This window comes from Actinoallomurus sp. NPDC052308, from assembly GCF_040679195.1.
Taxonomy (GTDB): domain Bacteria; phylum Actinomycetota; class Actinomycetes; order Streptosporangiales; family Streptosporangiaceae; genus Actinoallomurus; species Actinoallomurus liliacearum.
The window spans coordinates 21,143-38,251 of sequence record NZ_JBFAUM010000035.1 but is presented as its reverse complement, the minus strand read 5'-3'; the positions used below and the strand labels follow the sequence as shown (position 1 = coordinate 38,251).

General features: G+C 72.0%; 14 protein-coding genes and 1 pseudogene. 4 read left to right on the top strand and 11 right to left on the bottom strand.

All coding sequences use genetic code 11. From position 1 onward, the window contains the following. Nucleotides 1–35 precede the first annotated feature (35 nt). Nucleotides 36–1,265, bottom strand: a complete 1,230-nt coding sequence (locus AB0L00_RS40890; protein ID WP_364443052.1) for an ROK family transcriptional regulator — start codon at nt 1,263–1,265, stop codon at nt 36–38. A gap of 139 nt (nt 1,266–1,404) precedes the next feature. Between AB0L00_RS40890 and AB0L00_RS40885 the strand changes: the two genes are divergently transcribed. Together AB0L00_RS40885 and AB0L00_RS40880 are read left to right on the top strand one after the other, a co-directional pair. Further along, the gene (locus AB0L00_RS40885; RefSeq protein ID WP_345357386.1) at nt 1,405–2,811 is read left to right on the top strand and encodes an APC family permease; all 1,407 of its coding nucleotides are present in this window, start codon (nt 1,405–1,407) and stop codon (nt 2,809–2,811) included. Next, nucleotides 2,808–3,704, top strand: coding sequence for an ROK family protein (locus AB0L00_RS40880; protein ID WP_364443051.1), 897 nt, complete (start codon nt 2,808–2,810; stop codon nt 3,702–3,704). Before AB0L00_RS40885 ends, AB0L00_RS40880 begins: the two co-directional genes overlap by 4 nt. Nucleotides 3,705–4,285: 581 nt before the next feature. Here AB0L00_RS40880 and serA read toward each other — a convergent pair. Continuing rightward, nucleotides 4,286–5,869, bottom strand: coding sequence for a phosphoglycerate dehydrogenase (gene serA, locus AB0L00_RS40875; RefSeq protein ID WP_364443050.1), 1,584 nt, complete (start codon nt 5,867–5,869; stop codon nt 4,286–4,288). A gap of 236 nt (nt 5,870–6,105) precedes the next feature. Between serA and AB0L00_RS40870 the strand changes: the two genes are divergently transcribed. Further along, a complete protein-coding gene (locus tag AB0L00_RS40870; RefSeq protein ID WP_364443048.1) occupies nt 6,106–6,780 on the top strand; it encodes a hypothetical protein in 675 nt (224 codons plus the stop codon). Nucleotides 6,781–6,792: 12 nt separating this feature from the next. Here AB0L00_RS40870 and AB0L00_RS40865 read toward each other — a convergent pair whose 3' ends face one another. The 4 genes from AB0L00_RS40865 to AB0L00_RS40850 form a co-directional block, all read right to left on the bottom strand. Then, on the bottom strand, nt 6,793–7,476 hold the full coding sequence (locus AB0L00_RS40865) for a response regulator transcription factor (RefSeq protein ID WP_364443046.1): 684 nt from the start codon (nt 7,474–7,476) through the stop codon (nt 6,793–6,795). After that, on the bottom strand, nt 7,473–8,594 hold the full coding sequence (locus AB0L00_RS40860) for a histidine kinase (RefSeq protein WP_364443045.1): 1,122 nt from the start codon (nt 8,592–8,594) through the stop codon (nt 7,473–7,475). Before AB0L00_RS40860 ends, AB0L00_RS40865 begins: the two co-directional genes overlap by 4 nt. 89 nt (nt 8,595–8,683) lie before the next feature. After that, nucleotides 8,684–9,631 (bottom strand): hypothetical protein, encoded by a 948-nt coding sequence (locus tag AB0L00_RS40855; RefSeq protein WP_364443044.1) that lies wholly within the window; start codon nt 9,629–9,631, stop codon nt 8,684–8,686. Next, a complete protein-coding gene (locus AB0L00_RS40850; RefSeq protein ID WP_364443043.1) occupies nt 9,612–10,526 on the bottom strand; it encodes an ABC transporter ATP-binding protein in 915 nt (304 codons plus the stop codon). Before AB0L00_RS40850 ends, AB0L00_RS40855 begins: the two co-directional genes overlap by 20 nt. Before the next feature lie 198 nt (nt 10,527–10,724). Between AB0L00_RS40850 and AB0L00_RS40845 the strand changes: the two genes are divergently transcribed. After that, the gene (locus AB0L00_RS40845; protein WP_364443042.1) at nt 10,725–11,906 is read left to right on the top strand and encodes a lipase family protein; all 1,182 of its coding nucleotides are present in this window, start codon (nt 10,725–10,727) and stop codon (nt 11,904–11,906) included. Nucleotides 11,907–11,918: 12 nt separating this feature from the next. On the opposite strand, the gene AB0L00_RS40840 is transcribed toward AB0L00_RS40845, so the two are convergent. The 5 genes and pseudogenes from AB0L00_RS40840 to AB0L00_RS40820 all read right to left on the bottom strand — a co-directional run. Continuing rightward, entirely contained in the window at nt 11,919–12,545 is a 627-nt protein-coding gene (locus tag AB0L00_RS40840; protein WP_364443041.1) for a thymidylate synthase, read from the bottom strand. Nucleotide 12,546: 1 nt separating this feature from the next. Continuing rightward, nucleotides 12,547–13,245, bottom strand: coding sequence for a hypothetical protein (locus AB0L00_RS40835; protein ID WP_364443040.1), 699 nt, complete (start codon nt 13,243–13,245; stop codon nt 12,547–12,549). A 335-nt stretch (nt 13,246–13,580) separates the two neighbouring features. After that, a complete protein-coding gene (gene ilvC, locus AB0L00_RS40830) occupies nt 13,581–14,564 on the bottom strand; it encodes a ketol-acid reductoisomerase (RefSeq protein WP_345357520.1) in 984 nt (327 codons plus the stop codon). Nucleotides 14,565–14,594: 30 nt separating this feature from the next. Continuing rightward, entirely contained in the window at nt 14,595–15,119 is a 525-nt protein-coding gene (gene ilvN, locus AB0L00_RS40825; protein WP_345357370.1) for an acetolactate synthase small subunit, read from the bottom strand. Nucleotides 15,120–15,124: 5 nt separating this feature from the next. Next, nucleotides 15,125–16,888: pseudogene (locus AB0L00_RS40820) on the bottom strand (acetolactate synthase large subunit); the annotation flags it as partial. Nucleotides 16,889–17,109: the final 221 nt, after the last annotated feature.

The following is a 17,109-nucleotide window of genomic DNA, read 5'->3' as shown; positions in this document are numbered from 1 at the left end:
GCGGTTCGTCTCACCTCATGAGAACTCGTCTCAAACTATGGGCGATTCGCGCGTCCCGGACCCTCGCCCGCGCCGGCGATGGCCCGGTCGAACACCAGCGCGCGGGCGGTCGCCAGCCCGGTCGCCAGCGCGCCCAGGACGACGGCGTCGTCGCCCAGCGGCGACACCTCGACGCGCGGCGTCCCCAGCGGGGTCATCGTCTCCAACCGGTCGCGGACCTCGTCGAGGAGGACGTCGGCGCCGTGGCCGCCGATCCCGCCGCCGAGGACGATGAGCTCGGGGTCGAGCAGCGCGACCACACCGGCCAGCGCGTGCGCGACGTGGTCGGCCTCCCGCGCCACCGCGCGTACCGCGACCGGATCGCCGTCGCGGGCCTCGTCGAAGACGCGCTTGGCGGTGATCTCGCCGGTCATGCCCAGCCGCCGCGCCGTGGCGACCACCGCGGGAGCGGAGGCCACCGACTCCAGCATGCCGTGCCTCCGGGAGTCCGCGGCCTGCGCGAGGGGGTCGGTCTCCCCCATCGGCAGGAACGCGATCTCCCCGGCCGCGCCGCGCGAGCCGCGGTAGAGCCGGCCGTCGACGATGATCCCCATCCCGATGCCGGTGCCGATCGACACGTAGACGAAGTGCCGCAGGTCGGCGCCGAGGCCGTAGCCCTGCTCGCCGAGCGCGGCCAGGGCGATGTCGTTCTCGATCGCGAACGGCGCGGGCAGCCGCTCGGCGAGCTTCGCGGTGACGCCCGGCTCGTTCCAGCCGGGGATGTTCGGGGCGAGGTGCAGGCGTTCGTTGTCCGGGTCGTACACGCCCGGCGTGCCGAGCACGATGTTGGTGATCTGCCCGCCGGACGCCGCGGCGAGGCTGTCGACGATCTCCGCGAGCTGGTCGATCAGCTCGCCCGCGTCGCCGGAGCGCGCGGAGACGTCCTCCCGTACGGCGATCTCCCCGCCGAGGTCGACCAGGGCGGCGCGCACCCACTGCCGGCCGACGTCCAGGCCGATCACCCAGCCGGCCTCGGGGCGGATCTCGTACAGCAGCGCGGCCCGCCCCGCGTTGCCGGTCCGGTGCCCCACCGGGCGCACGAGCCCGGCCCGCTCCAGGTCGGCGAGGGCCAGCGAGATCGTGGGCTTGGACAGTCCGGTCGCCTCGGCCAGCTGCGGTCGTGAGACCGGGCCGAGCAGGCGGATCCGTTCGTACACGGCCCGCTCGTTCATGATGCGCAACACGCTCGTGGTGTTGGCCGTCTCCCCGCCGCTGGGCACCGTCATCCTCTCCCCGTAGTCTGCTGCACAGAGTGTCCCATGCCCCCTCGGGCTTGATTTGTTAGGGAGCCTCTCTTACATTCTCTGAGACGTCGCTCACCAGCGAGAAGGCGGAACACGCGCCACGAAAGGGAGTGGGGAGCCCATGTCGTCTCCCACAGCGCCGGGGTTCGAACGACGCCTCGGACTGTTCCAGGCCACCACCGTCAACATGACTCAGATGTGCGGCATCGGGCCGTTCCTCACCATCCCCGCCATGATCAGTGCCCTGCAGGGCCCACAGGCCATGTTCGGCTGGCTGATCGGCGCGATCATCGTGGTCGCGGACGGCCTCGTGTGGGCCGAGCTCGGCGCGTCGATGCCCGGCGCCGGCGGCACGTACCTCTATCTCCGTGAGGCGTTCCAGTACCGCACGGGCCGGCTGATGCCGTTCCTCTTCGTGTGGTCGGCGGTGCTGTTCATCCCGTTGATCATGTCGACCGGGGCGATCGGCGTGGTGCAGTACGCCGGCTACCTGTGGCCCGCGCTCGTCCACGGCAACGGGCTGTCGGGCCTCGGCCACGTGTTCGCGGTCGGCGTGGTCGTGCTCGTCGTCCTGGCGCTGTACCGCCGGATCGGCGACATCGGCCGCCTGACCTCGGTCTTCTTCGTCGTCATGCTGGTCACGGTGCTCGGCGTGATCGTCGCGGCGTTCACCCACTTCCACGGCAGCGTGGCCTTCGGCTTCCCGCACGACGCGGGCTCGAAGTTCTTCAGCGGGCTCGGCGCGGGCCTGGTCATCGCGGTCTACGACTACCTCGGCTATAACACCAGCGCCTACCTCGGTGCGGAGGTGCGCGACCCGGGCCGCGTCATCCCGCGCTCGATCGTCTACGCGATCCTCGGCATCATGGGGCTGTACTTCCTGCTCCAGGTCGGCGTGCTCGGCGTCGTGCCGTGGCAGGAGGCCAAGGAGTCCAGCTCGGTCGCGTCACTGGTGCTGGAACGCTCCTGGGGCAAGGGCGTCGCCCAGGTGTTCACGATCGGCATCATCATCACGGGTTTCGCGTCCGTGTTCGCCGGGCTGCTCGGCGGCTCGCGGGTGCCGTTCAACGCGGCGCGCGACAAGGTGTTCCTGCCGTGGTTCGGGCGGCTGCACCCGCGCCTGCACTTCCCGACCGCCGGCCTGTACGCGATGGGCGTCATCACGGCGATCGGCTCGCTCTTCACCCTCACCGATGTGATCAGCATGCTCACGACGGCGTTCGTGCTCGTTCAGTCGGTGGCGCAGATCGTCGCGCTCACCGTGCTGCGGCGGCGTCAGCCGAACCTGCCCCGCCCCTACAAGATGTGGCTCTACCCGCTGCCGAGCATCGTCGCACTGGCCGGCTGGATCTACATCTACCAGGCCGCCGGGCTCAAGCCGATCCTGCTCTCGCTGGGCTGGCTCGCCCTGGGCGTCGTCGCCTACCTGATCTGGGCCCGCGCCGAGGGGACCTGGCCGTTCGGGCCGAAGGAGATCCGGGAGTCCTTCGTCGAGGCCGCCGAGCCTCAGGGGCAGGCCGCCGCATGACGATGGGGGAAACGTCGGTCGGCGAGTTCGTGCTCGGGATCGACTTCGGGGGAACGAAGGTGGCGCTCGCGACGGCGAGCGTCACCGGAGACCGGCTGCGCGGCACCCGCCTGCCGACACGCGCGGCCGACGGCGCCAAGGAGGTGGTGCGCCGCGTCCTGGACGCGGCGCACGGCCTCATCGCCGAGACGCCCGGCCGCCTCGTCGCGGCCGGCGTGTCGACGTTCGGGGTGATCCGCGAGGGCCGGGTCCGCCTGGCGCCGAACGTGCCGGGCTGGGACGACCTGCCGCTGCCCGCCCTGCTCCGGGACGGGCTCGGCGTGCCGGCCGTGCGCGTCGACAACGACGTGAACGCCGCGGCGGCCGCGGAGCTGCGCTGGGGGCGGCTCCAGGGCGCCGACGTGGGCCTCTACGTCAACTTCGGCACCGGGACCGGCGCGGCGCTCGTGGTCGGCGGCCGGGTGGTGCCCGGCACGCACGGCGCGGCCGGTGAGATCGGTTACCTGCTGGGCGACCCGGCCGAGCCGGGGTACGCGGACGGGCGCGCGCCGCTGGAGGAGTACACCTCCGGGAGCGGCCTGGCCGCCCGCGGCTCCGCACTGCTCGGCGAGCAGGTCACGGCCGAGGGCCTGTTCGCCCGGCGCGACGAGCCGGCGGTGGCGGCGCTGCTCGACGACGCCGCCGCGACGATCGGGATGGCGGTCGCCAATCTGACGACCTTCCTGGACCCACAGCGCGTCGTCGTCGGCGGTGGGATGGCCGAGGCGTTCCTGCCCGCCGTACGTGCGGCGGTCGACCGGGCCGTGCCCTTCCCGCCGCCGGTCGAGGCCGCGCGCTTCGTCGACGACGCAGCGTTGATCGGCGCCGTCGCGCTCGGCCTCCAGGCGACCTGACGGAGCGACGCTCCGCCGCGGACACGAGTGCGGGCGCGTGCGGGTCCGTCGATGACACAGGTACGGGTCCGTCGCGGACACGGGTACGGGCGCGTGCGGGTCCGTCGGGGCACCCGCACGCGAGAAGGGCGAGGGCCGGTCTCGAAGCCCCCGTCCGTAGGAGGACGGCGGGGCTTTGAAATCAGACCCTAGCGACCGGCGGCGCCGCCGTTGTCGCGGCGGTCCAGCGCGGTCTGCACGGCTCTGGCCGCCTCTTCGGCGGCGTCGTCGGCGGGGGTCCAGGCGGAAGTGGCGTCCATGGGATTCGTCTCCGTGAAGATCGTCATCAGGGCGAACGGATCAGGTGGGACTCACGGCCAGCGGCGAACTCCGCGGCGGGTCGCCGGCCTGCCCGAAGATCAGGCCCCGCCGCGGCAGCGAATGAGAAGTACGCAGCGCCGCATGACCTTCTCGACGCTACCCGCTGCGCCCCGCCCTGTCTCGGGTCGCGGCCAGGAATCTCACATCTCAAGACACGTTGCCGAGCGATCCCCTGCCACCTGCGGACTCTTCCGCCCCTCCCCTGACGATGGATCTCCCTTCTAAAGATCGACCCGGCGGCCCTGGTCGGCGCCGATCTCCTCGGCGATCGCGTCGACGAGCTCGGGTGCCAGCGCGGAGTCGACGGTCAGCGCGATCAGCGCCCGGCCGCCCTTCTCGTGCCGGCCCACCTGCATCCCGGCGATGTTGACGCCCGCGTCGCCGAGCAGGCGGCCCACCACGCCGACCATCCCGGGCCGGTCGGTATAGGTGAAGAAGCCCATGTGCGCCGCCGGGGCGATCTCCATGGCGTAGCCGTTGACCTCGACGATCCGCTCCACGTGCCGCGGTCCGGTCAGCGTGCCGGACACCGAGACGACCGCGCCGTCGGGCATCGTGCCGCGGACCGCCAGGAGGTTGCGCCAGTCCGGGCTGTCCGCGCTGGTGGTCAGGGTCACCTCGACGCCGCGGGCGCGGGACAGGAGGGGCGCGTTGACGTACGTCACCGCCTCCTCGACGACGTCGGTGAACGCGCCCTTCAGCGCGGCCAGCTCCAGCACCTTCACGTCATGGGCGGTGATCTCCCCGCGTACGTCGACCTCGACGCGCACGGGCAGGCCGCCGGCGAGCGCGGTGAAGATCCGCCCGAGCTTCTCCGCGAGCGGCAGCGCCGGCTTGACGTCCTCCGCGACGACGCCGCCGCGTACGTTCACCGCGTCCGGCACGAACTCGCCGGCGAGCGCCAGCCGGACCGACCGCGCCACCTGCGTGCCGGCCTTCTCCTGCGCCTCGTGCGTGCTCGCCCCCAGGTGCGGGGTGACCACGAGGTTGTCGTGCTGGAAGAGGGGGCTGTCCGTGCACGGCTCGGTGCCGAACACGTCGAGGCCCGCGCCCGCGACACGCCTCTCCTTCAGCGCGAGGTCGAGGGCGTCCTCGTCGATGATGCCCCCGCGCGCGGCGTTGACGATCCGCACGGACGGCTTGACCAGCCGCAGCTCCCGGTCGCCGAGCAGGCCCAGCGTCTCGGGGGTCTTCGGCAGGTGCACGGTGATGAAGTCGCTGGCGCGCAGTAGTTCGTCGAGCGGGACGAGCCGCGCGCCGTACTGCGCCGCCTGGGCCGCCTGGACGTACGGGTCGTAGGCGATCACCTGCATGCCGAACGCGGCGAGCCGCTGCGCGACGAGCACGCCGATGCGGCCCAGCCCGAGCACGCCGAGCGTCTTGTCCTGCAGTTCGACGCCGGTGTAGGCGGCGCGCCGCCACTCGCCGCGCTTCAGCGAGGAGTGGGCCTGCGGGACGTTCCGGGCGGTGGCCAGCAGCAGCGCGATCGCGTGCTCGGCGGCGGTCACGATGTTGGAGGTCGGCGCGTTCACGACCATGACGCCGGCCCTGGTCGCCGCCTCGACGTCGACGTTGTCGAGGCCGACCCCCGCGCGGGCGACGACGCGGAGCCGGGGCGCGGCGGCGAACACCGGCGCGTCGACCGTCGTCGCGCTGCGGACGATCAGCGCGTCCGCGTCCGCCACCGCGGCGAGCAGCGCGTCGCGGTCGGCGCCGTCGACGTGGCGGATCTCGAAATCCGGCTCCAGCAGCGCCAGGCCGGCGGGCGAGAGCTGTTCGGCGATGAGGACCACCGGTCTGGTCATGGGACCTCCTTCGTCGGCCTCATGACCACGGTGCTGTGCCCGCTCGGTCACGGCACGACCCCCTACGTGTGGCTGCACGGCGTGGGGGCATGCGTCCGCCGGAGCGTGCGTGGCGTGACCTCGCCCTACACGATGGTAATTACAGGCGGTGAACACGCCAGTGGGATCGGGCCGATACCTGGTCCCGTGGCCAGGATCGGCCCATGGGGTACCCCCCACGCACTAGTGTCGGGCGTATGGCTAATGGAAACCCGAAGCTGGCCGACGTGCTCGCTCAGCGCGGTGAACCCGAGGAGATCCTGCGCTCGCTCGTCGACGGCGGGGTCCTCATCGTGACGAACCCCGACGGCTCGGTCCTGGTGGGGCAGCTCGAGGACGAGAGCGTCGCGCTCGCCGCCTTCACCCGCCCGGAGGCGTACAGCGAGAAGTCCGACGCTGAGGAGTTCCAGCACGCCGACGCGGCCCTGCTGCTGGAGATCGCCCGCAGCGGCGAGGTCCAGGCGATGGTGATCGACCCGGAGAGCGACGACGCCGCGCTCATCCCGTTCAGTGACATCCAGGGCTACCTCGTCACCCAGGGCATGGGCGTCGACGAGGACGTCGAGGTGGCGTTCCGCGCCAGCGAGCACGAGCTGGTCGCGCCCCTGAAGACGGGCGTCGCCGAGCGACTGGCGGACTACCCCGCGGTCGAGCGGGTCTGGATCTCCGACGTCCGGATGCCGAGCGGTGTGGAGGGCATCATGCTGCACGTCGTGCTCTCCGAGGGCGCCGACCCGCAGCTGGCCAACGAACTGCTGCAGGCGATCATGGAGAAGCTGCCGAGCAGCGACGTTCCCGTGTTCGCCCACGTCGCCGACGCCGAGAGCGAGGAGTTCCTCGCCGAGATGAACGCCGACGTCGTCCGGCGCTGACCGGCCGTCCGCTCACCGCCGGGTGCCGGGCGGGACGAGCGCCTTCTCGTACGCGTAGATCACGGCGTGCACGCGGTCGCGCAGACCGAGCTTGTCCAGGACGCGGCGGAGGTGCGTCTTGACCGTCGTCTCGGCGATGGACAAGGTCCGGGCGATCTCCGTGTTGGTGCGGCCGCCGACCACCAGGTCGAAGACCTCGCGTTCGCGGGCGGTGAGCCGGACGAGGGCCGCCGGCGGCCGGGCCCTGGCACGCCGCCTGCCGGTGAACGCCTCGATCAGCGGTCCGGTCACCGCCGGTGAGATCAACGCGCCGCCGTCGGCAGCGGCGCGGACGCCCAGGAGCAGCTCCTCCGGCGGCGCGTGCTTCAGCAGGAACCCGCAGGCCCCCGCGCACAGCGCGTCGTAGACGTACTCGTCCAGGTCGTAGGTGGTCAGGACGACGACGCGCGGGGCGGGGCCGACCGAACTGGTGAGGATCCGGCGGGTCGCCGTCAGGCCGTCCAGCACGGGCATCCTGATGTCCATCAGGACGACGTCCGGATGGACCTCGCGGGCGCACGCCACCGCCTCTGCTCCGTCGGCCGCCTCGGCCACCACGGTCAGGTCCGGCTGTCCGCCCACCAGCGCGACAAGGCCCGCGCGCACGAGCGCCTGGTCGTCGGCGATCAGCACGCTGATCGGCGCGCTCGGGTTCATGATCCGCTCTTCCACACGTCGTACGGGAGCGCGGCGGTCACCCGGAATCCCCGGTCCGAGGCCGAGGCGCGCAGGTCCCCGCCCAGCGACTCCGCGCGCTCGCGCATGCCCAGCAGCCCCCGGCCGTCGGTCACCGACCGGCCGCTCCGGCGGCCCCGGCCCGGCGGTCCGTTGGCGATCTCGACGGCGAGGCGGTCGTCGAGGTAGCGCAGCGTCACCCGGGTAGCGGCGCCCGGCGCGTGCCGGGCGACGTTCGTGAGCGATTCCTGGACGATGCGGTACGCCGACAGCTGCAGGCCGGGACTGAGCTCCCGGACCCTGCCGGTCACCTCCAGGTCCGCGGGGACACCGGCGTCCCGTGCCGTCGCGATCAGCGCGCCGATCTCGGCCAGGGACGGAACCGGGCGCCGGGGGGTGCCCGTCTCGTCGTCCCGCCGCAGTGTGCCGAGCAGGTGGTTCAGCTCGCCCAGCGCCTCGCGGGCGAGCCGCTCGACCGTGCCGAACACCTCTGCCGGGGCGGAGCCGGTCAGGCGGGCGGCCCCGGCCTGGACAGTGATCGCCGAGAGTTGGTGCACGAGGACGTCGTGCAGCTCACGTGCGATCCGGGTGCGCTCGGTCAGGTGCGCGGCCTCCACGGCGAGGGTGGCCTCGGCTCGCCGTGCGGTCGCCGCGTCCCCGACGAGGAAGGCCGCGCCGAGCAGCGCGAACGGCACCCCGGCGAGGCGGTGCAGGTTGACCGTGACGCCGATGACCGCTCCGACGATCAGGCTGAGCCAACCGAGCCACCGCGCGTGCCTTCGCGTCTGCGCGCCGTACGCGCCGACCCCGTACGCCGCGACCAGCACTGCGGCGAAGGCCGCGATCGCGTGCTGGTGCAGGGCCGTGCGGACCGCGAGCACACCGCCCGCGATCAGCAGGACGGGCACCGGGGCACGCCGCCGCCAGAGGAACGGGACGGAGGCCGCCAGCTCCAGGCCCAGGTAGCCGAGCACCACGGGCGTCGCCGGAACGTGCGAGGCCGGCTTCCACCACCACGGGACGTCCGGCGCGCCCCAGGCGAACAGGCCCGCCGCGACGGCGGCGTCGACCCGGCGCGGCGTCACCACCCCATCCGGCATGACCGGCTCCTCCCCGTCCACCCGGCGCGGCGTCACGTCCCGGCGGACATGACCGTCGCCTCCCGCTCGCATGTCTCCACACGATCTCATCAGCTGACGTCGGACCGGCGGAACAGGGCGACGGCCGCGAGCGCTCCGACGAGGAAGGTGGCCACGAGGCCGGTGAGGCCGGCCGACGGCCCCGGGGCGCCGGTCGCCGGGATGAACCGCGACCAGAAGTTGTCCGGCAGCGTGGTGACCGACCCGAGCCCGGCCGCGAAGCCCATCCACTCCTGAACCCAGGTGGCGGGCGTCCAGCGCCCGGTACCCGGCAGCCCGGCCAGTGCCAGCATCGTGACGAAGATTCCGGCCGTGGCGGCCATCGTGCCGATCGAGCCGCGTGTGACGACGGCGGCGAGCACCCCGATCACGGCGAACACGGCGATGACCGCCAGCGCCCGCCCGAACTGCCCGGCCGAGTGTCGCAGTTCGTCGACCGCCGAGGCGTGCGGCGACGGCAGGTGGTACGCCCGGTTGAGGATCGGGCCCGCGACGGCGAGCGCCGCCCAGCACGCCGCGACGAGGCCCGCGCCGGCCAGCCACAGGCTCACCAGCTTCGCCGCGAGCACCCGTTCGCGGCGGCCGCACCAGGTGAGCACGGCCTTCAGGGTCCGCCCGGACCACTCCCCTCCGACGTGGCCACCGGCGAGCAGGGCGACGGCCAGCACACCGGGCAGCGACGCCATGAGCCCCGCCGCCTCCGCGCCCGCGGCCGCCGGGTCGAGCTGCGCCGCGGTCCGCTTCGCGTCCTCCGACCACCGCGTCCGGTCGAGCGCCGCCCTTGCCCGAAGGCTCGCCTTCGTGGCCGCGCACGCCGGTCCCTCCGGCAGCCTCAGCCCGGCGCACGACGAGGGCACGCGTCCGGCGTCGGCGGCGGCGTTCGCGGCGTTGGACGCGCCGCCCACCGCCAGCAGGACGCAGAACAGCATCGCCGCGAACGCCACGCCGTACAGCAGGGGGCGGTTCAGCTTGCGGAGTTCAGCGCGCAGCAGTCGCATGGCCGTCCTCCTCCGCGACGGTGAGGGTCAGGAACGCCTCTTCCAGGCCGGGACGCTCGACGAGGATCTCCCGGGCCCACACGCCGGCGCGTCCGAGCACCTCGTTGACCTCGCGGCCGTCGGCCTCCTCGACCAGCAGCGTCCCGGGGGCGTCGGTACGGAATCGCCGCCCCGCCAGGGCCTCCCGCGCGCGATCCCGGTCGGCCTCGTCGAGGACGACGCGCGCCCGCCGTCGTACGGTGGACAGCCCGGCGACCGGCCCCTGCTCGACCAGACGCCCCCGGTTCATCACCGCGACCCGATCGCAGACCTGCTCCACCTCGGCGAGCAGGTGACTCGACAGGAAGACGGTCATGCCGTCGTCCGCGAGAGCGCGCAGCAGGGCACGAAACTCCAGGATGCCGGCCGGGTCCATGCCGTTCGTCGGTTCGTCCAGCACCAGCAGGGCCGGGTCGCGCAGCAGCGCCGCCGCCAGTCCCAGCCGTTGCCGCATCCCCTGCGAGTACGCCTTGACCTTCCGGTCCGCGACGGTGGACAGGCCGACCCGATCCAGGGCCGCCGCGACGGCGTCGCGGCGTCGCGGCGGCGGTCCGTGCAGAGCGAGCACCTCAAGGGCGCGCCGTCCGGTCAGCCACGGATAGAACGCCGGCTCCTCGATCATCGCGCCGATCCGGGCCAGGCCGTCCGGATCCGGGAGCGGCCGCTCGTTCACCCAGGCCCGCCCGGCCGTCGGTGTGATGAGGCCGAGCAGCATGCGCATCGTCGTGGTCTTGCCCGAGCCGTTCGGCCCCAGGAAGCCGAAGACCTGACCGCCCCCGACCGCCAGGTCCAGCCGGTCAACCGCCACGGTGTCGCCGTACCGCTTGGTCAGTCCTTCACATCGGATCACCTGCATGGCACCGACCGTAGGAAACCCCGACCGCTCCGTCCTCCCCCTGCGGGCGGAACCGGAGGTCGTCCATTCGACGACAGAGCGGCCTCGCCGCACCGGATTCCCAGCAGCTCACCGGCCGGCCGTGTCGTCGAACGGGGAGGCACGGATCGGCCGCCGGGACGAGGACAGGCGGCCGCGCCGCTCCTAGCGTCAGGGCGCATGAAACGGTTGATGTCCGTCGCGGCCGCCGGAGCGATCCTGCTGACCGGGTGCTCCGCTTCCGGCACGGATCCCGACGCGGGCGAGGCAAGCCCGCATCCGCGCCCCGCCTGGGCGTTCTACCGCCCGCCGCTGCCCCTGCCGCGGCGAGCGCCCGGCACGCTGATCCGCAGCGAACCGGTCGCCGCGCCGACGGGAACGCGCGGCTGGCGCATCCTCTACCACTCCCGCGACACGGCGGGCCGGGACATCGCCGTGTCCGGCGCGGTCTTCGTCCCAGCGGGCACGCGGCCGCCCGGAGGGCGGCCCGTCGTCGCCTGGGCCCACGGCACGACGGGACTGGGCGACTCCTGCGCGCCGTCCACCGACCCAGAGCCGATCGGCGGGATCGAAGACGGCCGCGCGCTGCTGGCGGCGGGCGACGCGATCGTCGCGACCGACTACGAGGGCCTGGGCACCCCCGGGCCCCATCCCTACCTGGCCGGGACGAGCGAGGCGCACTCCGTCCTGGACGCGGTCCGAGCCGCCGCCCACCTGCCGAGCGCCGGTCTCGGCAGGTCGTTCGTGGCGTTCGGCCACTCGCAGGGGGCGCACGCGGCGCTGTTCGCCGGTGAGGTCGCCTCGTCCTACGCGCCCGGCCTCCGCCTCGTCGGCGTGGCGGCGGCGTCACCGCCCATCGGCCTCCCCGCGCTGACGCGCCACCTCACGGATCTCGACTACGGCACCGGGCGGCTCGTCGAGGTGGCCGCCGGGTACAGCGCGGTCGACCCCTCGGCACGGCTGGAGTCGATCATGACCGCCGCCGGCCGGGCCCGGCTGGGCGTCCTGGAGGCGGGCTGTGACGATCAGGTGCTCAAGGCGTACTCCAAGCTGTCCGCGGACAAGGTCTTCACCCGCGATCCGCGCACGACACCGCCCTGGTCCATCGATCTGGTCGTCGACAGCGTCGGTGCGCTCCCACGGGCCGTCCCCGTCCTCATCCTGCAGGGCGGGCGCGACCCGATCATCCCGCCCGGCGTGACGAAGACCGTCGTGCGGCGGATGTGCGGCCGTGGCAGCGTCATCGCCTACCGGGTCTACCCGCACGCACACCACAACGTCGTCCCATCGGCGGCGTCGGACCTGAACGCCTGGATCAGGGCACGCTTCCACAGCGATCCCGCGCCGGACGACTGCCGTTGACCGAACGATTCCTCACGCGGCGCTGCGCATCGCGGTACGGGCCAGGACGGCGGTGACCGCGCCGGTGTCGGCGATGTACACGTGCGGCACGTCGACGAAGACCCGCATCGTCCCCGCGGGGAGGCCGACCGCCCCGGCCACCTCGAGCTGCACCGCGCGCAGCGGCAGGTAGTTCAGGTAGCTCGTGTAGGCGTTCTGCGAGCGGAACGTCGCGGTCACCGAGACGCGCGAGGACCGCACGCGGAACGCCAGGGCGGCGAGGCACGGCACGGCGTCCTGCCGCTCGCCGGGGACCGTCAGGGAGATCCATCCGCTCTTCGTCCACGGACGGGACCGCAGCAGCTCGATCACCCAGTCGATCTGGTCGACGCCGAGCGCGTCGCGCAGCCGCGCGCCGTAGCTGTACTTGAACGGCGGCACGACGTCCGTTCTGGTGAACTTCGCCGTGTAGCGGGCGACGGCCTCGGTGTCGCCGTACGCGCGGACGATCGGATCGTCCCAGCCGAGCGTCGCTATCTCGAACAGCCGGGGTGGCGCCTCGATGACCGGGCCGCGGTCGTCGAGGCCGGCCACACCCGTCGTCCAGACGTGCCGCATGAGGCCGATCCACGCCTCTCCGCACGTGTGCCAGCGTTCCACCTCAGGACTCCACCGACGGGAAGCCGTACGGGTTGGCCGGGCCCTGACGCCGCCGGGCCGCGCCGAGGCGGACGTGGTAGATGAGGAACAGCAGCGTGGCGGTGACCACGATCCAGATCGTCACGACGATCGCGGTCGGCCGCGCCCCCGACAGTCCGAGCAGCCCGATCGAGATGTACGCCGCGTCGACGACCGCGAGCCCGATGGCGGTGAGGCCGGAGCTCGACGTCGGCGCGAACGCCTCCGGGTAGGCGGGGTCCACCGGCAGGTTCGGCGCCCAGCCGACCTGGCTGAAGTGGTCGCGGAGCTCCTCGACGTACAGCAGCCGGAAGTTGTTGACCGCGCGCGCCGTGCGCAGGTGCCGGGACGTCGCCTCGATCAGGCGGAGGTACGGCAGGACGCCCATCGCCCCGAAGATCGCCGTGAGGGCGAAGACGTACGGCGGGATGCGATGCCAGGACGTCAGCGCGGCCGGGTCGAGGACCTTGGCGCTCGCCAGTGCGACGACCGCGGCGAACGGCGCGGCCAGCAGGCTCATCGCGAACCGGAGCATCTTCAGCCGCTCGTCCGAGGCTGCGAGGTAGACCTGGTAGATGCCGCCGAAGTCGGTGGCAAGGAGGGGAATGAAGTCGGTCGGGTCGATGTCGGCCCGGCGTACGTGGAGTTCGGTCTTGGGAGATCCTAAAGATGTCTTACGCATGAGCCCGTCCCGCTCTCGCGCCTCAAGGCACGGCTCCGGCCAACCATGCCACCGGAGTCGAAACCGCCCATTTCGCCGCCCTCAGTATCCTCCTTCCCGCCACCGGTCTGCGCCGGAATCACGTTGAGGCGCGTCCCGAATCGGCATTCGTAGCACTGACTTACAAAGTGCTATTGACCACCCACGAGGGTCCGGCGGTTGCCGAGTTTCACGAACCCCCCGAACGACGTCGCCCCGGCGCGTGCGGACGCACGCGCCGGGGCGAGGATCGGCCGTCGAGGCTCAGGCCGCGAGCTCAGTCCCGCAGCTCAGGTCCCGGAGCTCAATCCCGGAGCTCAGTCCTGGATCCAGGACATCATCGGGCGGAGCTTGGCGCCGGTCTGCTCGATCGGGGAGTTCTGCTCCTCCTCGCGGCGCTTGAGGAAGTTCGGCCGGCCGGCGTCGAACTCCTCCACGAGCTCCCTGGTGAAGGTGCCGTCCTGGATCTCCTTGAGGATCTTGCGCATCTCCTCGCGGGTCTGGTCGGTGATGATGCGCGGGCCGCGGGTGTAGTCACCGAACTCCGCGGTGTCCGAGATCGACCAGCGCATCTTGGACAGGCCGCCCTCGTACATGAGGTCGACGATCAGCTTCATCTCGTGCAGGCACTCGAAGTAGGCGGCCTCGGGCTGGTACCCGGCCTCGACGAGGGTCTGGAAGCCCGCCTTGATGAGCTCGGACACGCCGCCGCAGAGCACGGCCTGCTCGCCGAACAGGTCGGTCTCGGTCTCCTCGGTGAAGGTCGTCTTCAGCGCGCCCGGCCGGGTGCCGCCGATGGCCTTCGCGTAGGAGAGGGTGAGCGGCCAGGCGTTGCCGCTGGCGTCGCGCTCGACGGCGACGAGCACCGGCACGCCGCGGCCCTCGGTGTACTGGCGGCGCACGAGGTGGCCCGGGCCCTTGGGCGCGACCATGGCCACGTCGACGCCCTCCGGCGGCTCGATGAGGCCGTAGCGGATGTTCAGGCCGTGCCCGAAGAAGAGGGCGTCGCCCTCCACGAGCGACGGCGCGATCGCGTCGGCGTACACCTGCCGCTGCAGGTGGTCCGGGATCAGCACCATCGTGAGGTCGGCCTCCTCACAGGCCTCCTCCGGCGTGACGACGCGCAGGCCGTCGTTCTCGGCCTTCTCCCGGCTCTTGGAGTCCTTCGGCAGGCCGACGCGGACGTCCACACCGGAGTCGCGGAGCGACAGCGCGTGCGCGTGTCCCTGGCTGCCGTACCCGAGCACCGCGACGTGGCGGTCCTGGATGACGCTCAGGTCGGCGTCGTTGTCGTAGAAGATCTCAGCCACTTGCCTTTGCCTCTCTGAAATTCACGCGCTGCGCTCGATGGCGCGCAACGAGCGGTCGGTGATGGAGCGGGCGCCACGGCCGATGGCCACCATGCCCGACTGCACCAGTTCCTTGATACCGAAGGGCTCCAGGACCCTGATCAGGGCCTCCAGTTTGTCCCTGCTTCCCGTGGCCTCGACCGTGACCGCGTCCGTGGCCACGTCGACGACCTTCGCGCGGAAGAGCTGGACGGTCTCCAGGACCTGCGAGCGGGTCTCGGCGTCGGCGCGGACCTTGATCAGCACCAGCTCGCGCTGCACCGAGGCCGAGGAGTCCAGCTCGACGATCTTGATGACGTTGACCAGCTTGTTCAGCTGCTTGGTGACCTGCTCCAGCGGGAGCTCCTCGACGTTGACGACGATCGTCATCCGGGAGATGTCCGGATGCTCGGTCGTGCCGACGGCGAGGGAGTCGATGTTGAATCCACGCCGGGAGAACAGCGCGGCGACCCTGGCGAGGATGCCGGGCTTGTTCTCGACCAGCACCGAAAGCGTGTGCCTGCTCATCTCAGTCAGTCACCGTTCTCCCAGTCGGGCGCCATGTCCCGGGCGATCTTGATCTCGTCGTTGCCGGTGCCGGCCGCCACCATCGGCCAGACCATCGCGTCCTGGTGGACCACGAAGTCGATGACGACCGGGACGTCGTTGATCTCCATGGCCTTGGCGATCGTGGCGTCCACGTCGGCGGGGTTGTCGCAGCGCAGCCCGACGCAGCCGTACGCCTCCGCGAGCTTGACGAAGTCGGGGATCCGGCGGGACTGCAGGTCGGTGTTGGAGTAGCGCCCGTCGTAGAACAGGGTCTGCCACTGCCGGACCATGCCGAGGTTGCCGTTGTTGATGATCGCCACCTTGATCGGGATGCCCTCGATGGCGCAGGTGGCCAGCTCCTGGTTGGTCATCTGGAAGCAGCCGTCGCCGTCGATGGCCCAGACCGGCGTCTCGGGCCGGCCCTGCTTGGCGCCCATCGCGGCCGGCACGGCGAAGCCCATCGTGCCGAGGCCACCGGAGTTGATGAACGACCCCGGGTTCTCATAGCCGATGAACTGCGCGGTCCACATCTGGTGCTGGCCCACCCCGGCGATGTACAGCGCGTCCGGGCCGACGACCTTACCGATGCGCTCGATGGCGTACTGCGGGGCGAGGCTGCCGTCCTCCGGCTGGTCGTAGCCCAGCGGGTAGGTGTCGCGCCAGGCGTTGAGCTGGCGCCACCAGTCCTCGTAGTCGCCCTTACGGCCCGCGGCGTGCTCGGCGCGCACCGCGTTGACCAGGTCGGTGAGGACGTCACGGGCGTCCCCGACGATCGGCACGTCGGCGTGGCGGTTCTTGGAGATCTCTGCCGGGTCGATGTCGGCGTGCACGATCTTCGCGCCGGTGGCGAAGCTGTCCAGGTTGCCGGTGACCCGGTCGTCGAACCGCGCGCCCAGCGCGATCAGCAGGTCCGAGCGCTGCAGCGCGCCCACCGCGCCGACGCTGCCGTGCATGCCGGGCATGCCCATGTGCAGCGGGTGGCTGTCGGGCAGCGCGCCCTTGGCCATCAGCGTGGTCACCACCGGCGCGCCGGTCAGCTCGGCGAGGGCGCGCAGCTCCGCGGCGGCCCGCGCCTTCAGGACCCCGCCGCCGACGTACAGCACGGGGCGCTTCGCCTCGATCAGCAGGCGGGCGGCCTCCCGCACCTGCTTGGCGTGCGGCCGCGTCACCGGCCGGTAGCCGGGCAGCTGCATCGGCTGCGGCCAGACGAAGTCGACCTGGTTCTGCAGCGCGTCCTTGGAGATGTCGACGAGGACGGGACCCGGGCGGCCGGTCGAGGCGATGTGGAAGGCCTCGGCGATCGTCCGGCCGATCTCGGCCGGGTCGGTGACGAGGAAGTTGTGCTTGGTGATCGGCATCGTGATGCCGGAGATGTCCGCCTCCTGGAAGGCGTCCGTGCCGATCGCGCCGCTCGCGACCTGGCCGGTGATCGCGACGATCGGCACCGAGTCCATGTACGCGTCGGCGATCGGCGTCACGAGGTTCGTCGCCCCGGGACCGCTGGTCGCCATGCACACGCCCACCTTGCCGGTCGCCTGCGCGTAACCCTGAGCGGCGTGCCCGGCGCCCTGCTCGTGCCGTACAAGGATGTGGCGGATCTTCTGCGAGTCGAAGAGGGGGTCGTACGCGGGGAGGATGGCCCCGCCGGGGATCCCGAAGACGGTGTCGACGCCGACCTCCTCCAGGGCTCTGATGAGCGCCTGGGATCCGGTCATCCGTTCGGTCATCTGCTTCATCCTTGGTGGTCTTGAGCGCTGGGCTCTGCCCCTGGCGTGCCCGTGCGGACGGTGCCGTCCGGGACGCGGTGCGCGGGGCCGGGGTTATGGCCAACAAAAAACCCCTCGCGCCGGATGGCGGTCGAGGGGAGCGCGCAAGCGATCTACTCGGTCAGCTTGCGCGCCGACCAAGTACGAGAATCAGGTTGCGGTTCATGGTGTCAACCATGGTGGGTTTCCCGGCCCGCGTCAAA